Origin of the sequence: Microbacterium sp. CPCC 204701, assembly GCF_004010105.1 — a bacterium.
Classification (GTDB): domain Bacteria; phylum Actinomycetota; class Actinomycetes; order Actinomycetales; family Microbacteriaceae; genus Microbacterium.
The window spans coordinates 1-4,936 of the sequence record NZ_RRYE01000226.1 but is presented as its reverse complement, the minus strand read 5'-3'; the positions used below and the strand labels follow the sequence as shown (position 1 = coordinate 4,936).

At 70.2% G+C, this 4,936-nt stretch carries 7 protein-coding genes; 4 read left to right on the top strand and 3 right to left on the bottom strand.

Annotation, left to right across the window (positions count from 1 at the left end; translation table 11 throughout):
* From EIO58_RS12480 to EIO58_RS12470, 3 genes are all read right to left on the bottom strand, one after another.
* The coding region (locus EIO58_RS12480; protein ID WP_205789251.1) for a glucose-6-phosphate dehydrogenase at positions 1 to 303 on the bottom strand (303 nt) is incomplete at its 3' end.
* Positions 304 to 473: 170 nt separating this feature from the next.
* Entirely contained in the window at positions 474 to 1,889 is a 1,416-nt protein-coding gene (locus EIO58_RS19160; RefSeq protein WP_205789250.1) for an Ig-like domain-containing protein, read from the bottom strand.
* A 153-nt stretch (positions 1,890 to 2,042) separates the two neighbouring features.
* Positions 2,043 to 2,591 carry a type 1 glutamine amidotransferase domain-containing protein gene (locus EIO58_RS12470; RefSeq protein ID WP_127819812.1) on the bottom strand — a complete coding sequence of 183 codons (549 nt, stop codon included), beginning with the start codon at positions 2,589 to 2,591 and terminating at the stop codon, positions 2,043 to 2,045.
* Positions 2,592 to 2,702: 111 nt separating this feature from the next.
* On the opposite strand from EIO58_RS12470, the gene EIO58_RS12465 reads away from it, so the two are divergent.
* The 4 genes from EIO58_RS12465 to EIO58_RS12450 form a co-directional block, all read left to right on the top strand.
* A complete protein-coding gene (locus tag EIO58_RS12465) occupies positions 2,703 to 3,278 on the top strand; it encodes a DNA-3-methyladenine glycosylase I (protein ID WP_127819811.1) in 576 nt (191 codons plus the stop codon).
* A 31-nt stretch (positions 3,279 to 3,309) separates the two neighbouring features.
* Entirely contained in the window at positions 3,310 to 3,537 is a 228-nt protein-coding gene (locus EIO58_RS12460; RefSeq protein ID WP_127819810.1) for a CopG family transcriptional regulator, read from the top strand.
* Positions 3,534 to 3,962: a PIN domain-containing protein gene (locus EIO58_RS12455; protein WP_127819809.1), complete on the top strand. Its 429-nt coding sequence runs from the start codon at positions 3,534 to 3,536 to the stop codon at positions 3,960 to 3,962. Before EIO58_RS12460 ends, EIO58_RS12455 begins: the two co-directional genes overlap by 4 nt.
* 68 nt (positions 3,963 to 4,030) lie before the next feature.
* Positions 4,031 to 4,936 (top strand): LLM class flavin-dependent oxidoreductase (locus EIO58_RS12450; protein WP_127819808.1); only part of this gene is annotated, 906 nt, incomplete at its 3' end.

Sequence of the window (4,936 nt, the reverse complement as noted above, 5' to 3'; positions counted from 1 at the left end):
CTTCGCCGGCCGCTGCTCGCGCGCCGGGCGCGCCGCGCGGGCGCCACCGCGCGAGGGGGCGACGGATGCCGCAGGCCGCCGTTCGATGACCGGCCGGTGTTCGGCGCAGTAGAACCGCACGTACCCGTCGTGGTTCTTCGGGTGGCGGTGCTTGTAGGCCCACAGCTCGGTGCGCGGGCGCGGCTCGGAATCGGTGCCACAGGCGAAGCAGCGCGTCGGGTCTCCGGGCACGATGTCGGCGACGAGCACGAGCGTGTCGAACGGGATGGCATCGCGCCAATCCGACGAGGCGACGATCTTCACGGCGGTTCCTCCCAGCTGCGCGGGCCGCTGCGGGCCCGACATTCCAAGGTAAGCGACGCGGGAGGCATCCGGGTACCGAGCCGGTGACCGGATGCTGAACGCCGCGCCGTCCAAAGCACGAGAGGCGCCTCCCCGCGAACAGCGGAGGGGCGCCTCTCAGCGGACGGGCGTCAGTTCAGCGTGAACGTCACCGTCTGGACGTTGCCGGCCACATCGTAGACGAGGAGGGAGTTCTCGCCCGCGACGGCGCCGAACAGGCCGGGCCGGACGAAGTTGAGGTCCGACCACGCGTTGTCGCTGAGGTCCTTCACGACGCCGTTGAGCGTCAGCTTGTCGATCTTGCCGGTGTCGTGGAGCTTGAAGCTGACGAGGTCGTACGCGCCGTCGGCGCCGACCGTGAAGGCCTTGCCGTTCTTCACGGTCACGGCCGGCGCCGTGGTGTCGATCGTGAACGCCGCGGTGAACGTCTTGGAGATGTTGCCGGCGAGGTCCTGGGCGTTGTACTTCACGGTGTAGTTGCCGTCAGGCAGCGCCACTGTCGCCGAGTGCGACGCACGTGTGGCGCCGTCGGCCGCCGACTGCGTGCTGCGGACCAGCTTGTTGCTCTTGTCGTAGATGTTGGCGACGATGCGGCGCAGGCCGCGATCGTCGGTCGCGTCGACCCGGACGTTCAGCGTCTGGAAGGGGCCGCTGGTCGTCGGCGCGACGAGGGTCGCGACGGGTCGCGTCGTGTCGGGCAGCTGCTCAAGCGTGACGACGAACGTCGGATTCCAGAAGTAATTGTTCGCCGCGGTCGACGGGAACCACCAGGCGCCATCGCGCTCGGTGACCGCGATGGCGCCCGAGCCGTCGTCGCTCGGGTAGTTCTCGGCCGTGACCGAGGCGACGCGATAGCCGGCCGGAGGGCTGAGCCGCACACCGAGGTCTCCCGGAAGATGGCGAACGTAGCCGTACTGCCAGAACGCCTCGTACTTGCCGGCGCCGCTGGCGAAGTTGTACTCGGTCGCGGGGAACCACGAGCTGTGCGAGCCGAGCTCGACGGTCGTGAGGTCCTCGGCCGGGGTGCCGTCGGCGAACCGCACCTCTGCGACCAGGCGCAGTGCGGTCATCCCGACGAGCAGGAACTCGCCGTCCGTGTCGACGCCGACCGTGGCGTACCCAGTCGCCGACCCGAGGAAGTCGCCGACGGGGAGCTGGTCGACATCGGCGGCTCTCGCGGCGCCGGTCGCATCGAAGAAGACCTCGCCCCCGGGGCTGTTCGGGTACACGAAGTGCACCTGCGCCTCGCCCACCGGGAGGTTCTCGAAGACGAAGTCGCCCGCGCCGTCGGCCGTGGTGTGGTACCAGACGCCGTCCGACCCGAGCACGCGCGGAGCGCTCTCGTTCTTGCGGTCCCTGTCGCCGTTCGGCGCCGTGGGCGCCGGGTCGAAGATGCCGTCCGCGTAGCGGTCGTCGAAGCGCGTGACCGTGAGCGTGCCGGTGCCGGCCACGTCGTCCTCTGCCGCGAGGGCGGGGAGCGGAGCGGCCACGAGTGCGGCCGCCGCGATGCCGGCGGCTGCCCAGCCGAAGGTGCGTCGAGATGTCATGCGTGTTCCCCAGTCGTCGTGTTGGATCGGGTTCGGAGATGCCCGCGATCCGACGCTAGGAGAGCCGTGGACGACTCGGCGATCCTTCGCTGCGATGTTCACGCGCTCGTAAGCGCCTCGTCACCGCCGGCGTGATCCGCTCGAACCGTGCGGTCAGGCGGTCTGCCCGCTATGCGCACCCTCGCCGATCTCTTCGACCACCTTCGCGTTGAAGGCCGGGAGGTCGTCCGGCGTCCGGCTCGACACGAGCCCGCTGTCGACGACGACCTCTTCGTCGACCCACGTGGCGCCGGCGTTTCGGAGGTCGGTCTTCAGGCTCGGATAGCTCGTCATCGTCCGGCCCGACACCACATCGGCCTCCACGAGGAGCCAGCCGCCGTGGCAGATCACCCCGACCGGCTTGTGCTGCTCGAAGAAGGCGCGCCCGAAGGCCACCGCATCGGCATCCATTCGCAGATGATCCGCGTTGACGACACCGCCGGGCAGCACGAGAGCGTCGTAGTCCGAGGCATCGGCATCCGTGGCGCGCAGGTCGACCGGCTGACGATGACCCTTCTTGCCCTCGATCTCTCCGGACTCGGGAGCGACCATGACCGCGGCGGCTCCCGCCTCGGTGACGGCCTGCCAGGGGGAGGTCAGCTCGCTGTCTTCGTATCCATTCGTCGCGAGGAACGCGATCTTCTTTCCACTCAGGTCAGTCATGCCGCCACCGTAGTTCGCGGCTCCGGCGAGTCGGAGGGGGTTGACAGGGCACGGTGGACCGGCGGTCCCGGCGACCGAGTGCGTGTCGGCCGTCCGGCCTAGGCTGGCGCGGTGAGCACGGACATCCGCATCGGTCCCGACGAGATCGCGCGCTGCGCGTGGGTCGGCGACGACCCCGAGTACCGGCGCTATCACGACGAGGAGTGGGGAACGCCCCTCCACGGCGACCGGGCCCTGTTCGAGAAGATGAGCCTCGAGGGGTTCCAGGCGGGCCTGTCGTGGATCACGATCCTCCGCAAGCGGCCGCGGTTCCGCGAGGTCTTCGCGGGGTTCGAACCCGAGGCCGTCGCGCAGTTCGGCGATGCCGACGTCGAGCGCCTGATGACGGATGCCGGGATCATCCGCAATCGCGCGAAGATCCTGGCGACGATCTCGAACGCCCGGCTCGTCACCGACATGGCGCCGGGCGAACTCGACGAGTTCATGTGGTCGTTCGCCCCGGCCGCCCCTCGCCGCCCGCGTTCGCTGGCCGAGGTGCCGGCGACCACGCCCGAGTCGGATGCCATGAGCAAGGCCCTGCGGGGGCGCGGCTTCCGCTTCGTCGGCTCGACCACGATGTACGCGCTGATGCAGTCGGCCGGAATGGTCGACGACCACGTCGAAGAGTGCTGGCGCACCGCCCATTGACCACCGATGCGTGATGCGTGATGCTTGATGCATGCGCACCACGGTGACCATCGATGACGACGTCCTGGCGGCGGCCAAGCAGTTCGCGGACGCCCGCGGTCTCACGCTCGGCGAGGCGCTGTCGCAGCTCGCGCGGGCGACCCTCACCGAGCGGCGCCGGTACGGCGGCACGCGCAACGGCATCGTGCTGCTGCCGGCCCCGGCAAGCGCCGCAAGCGCAGAGATCGACGACGTCAACGCGCTGCGAGACGAACTTTGACGCGCCACCTGCTCGACGTCAACGCCGTCATCGCGCTCATCGATCCGCTGCACGTCAACCACGACCGGGCCCACCGGTGGTTCGCGTCACGGGGCGGCGCTCCTTGGCACACGAGCCCGACCGTGCAGAACGGCGTGGTGCGCGTGGTCAGCCACCCGACGTACCCGAACACACAGCCTGCGCCGGTGGTGCTCGCGAGCCTGGCGAGCCTCTCGGCACGTGAGGACCACGCGTTCCTCCCCGATTCGGTGAGCCTCCTCGACAGCTCGGTCCACACCGAGCGGCTGCTCGCGAGCTCCCAGGTGACCGACACGTACCTGCTGCACCTCGCGGCGTCCAACGACGCGATGCTGGCGACGTTCGACACGCGCATCGTGACCTCCGTCGTGCCGTCGGGGGCGACGGTGGTGTTCCCGATCCCATAGCCGCAGGCGCAGGCCCATGCGGCGGAATGAATCGCGGATGCCGTGGGTTCTGGTGGTCGGAGGATCACATGGATTACGGCCACGCGCTCGAGTTCGGCGCGTTCATCACCCCGTCCGCTGCCGCCCCCGACGCGCCCGTCCTGCTGTCGCAGGTCGCCGAGGCATCGGGGCTCGACCTCGTCACGTTCCAGGACCATCCGTACCAACCCGCGTTCCTCGACACGTGGACGCTCATGTCGTTCATCGCGGCCAGGACCGACAGCATCCGCATCGCCCCCAACGTGCTCAACGTGCCGCTGCGGCCGCCCGCGGTCGTCGCGCGCAGCGCGGCGAGCCTCGACCTGCTCTCGGGCGGGCGGTTCGATCTCGCCCTCGGCGCCGGCGGGTTCTGGGACGCGATCGAGGCGATGGGCGGCACGCGCCTCACGCCCGGCCAGGCGGTGACCGCGCTCGAGGAGGCCATCGACCTCATCCGCGAGCTGTGGCGCACCGACGAGCGGCGCGGCGTCTTCACCGAGGGCCGCCACCACCGCGTGCACGGCGCGAAGCGAGGGCCGCGACCGGCTCACGACATTCCGATCTGGATCGGCGCGTACAAGCCGCGCATGCTCTCGCTCACCGGACGCAAGGGCGACGGCTGGCTGCCGTCGCTGGGCTACATGAAGCCGGGCGATCTCGCCGAGGGCAACGCCGCGATCGACGAGGCGGCGACCTCGGTGAGCCGCGACCCGCGCGAGATCCGTCGACTGCTCAACGTCGGTCAGCTCGCCGCTGACCCGCACGAGTTCGCGGAGCGCCTGGCTCGCCTCGCGCTCGAGGACGGCATCGGCACGTTCATCCTGGCCGGCGATGACCCGCGCCTGCTCCAGACGTTCGGCGAGGAGATCGCTCCTGCCGTGCGCGAGCTCGTCGCCCGTGAGCGCGGTTCGCGCGGCACGACCGAGGCGCCGGTGCGCTCCTCGGCCGCGCTGGCG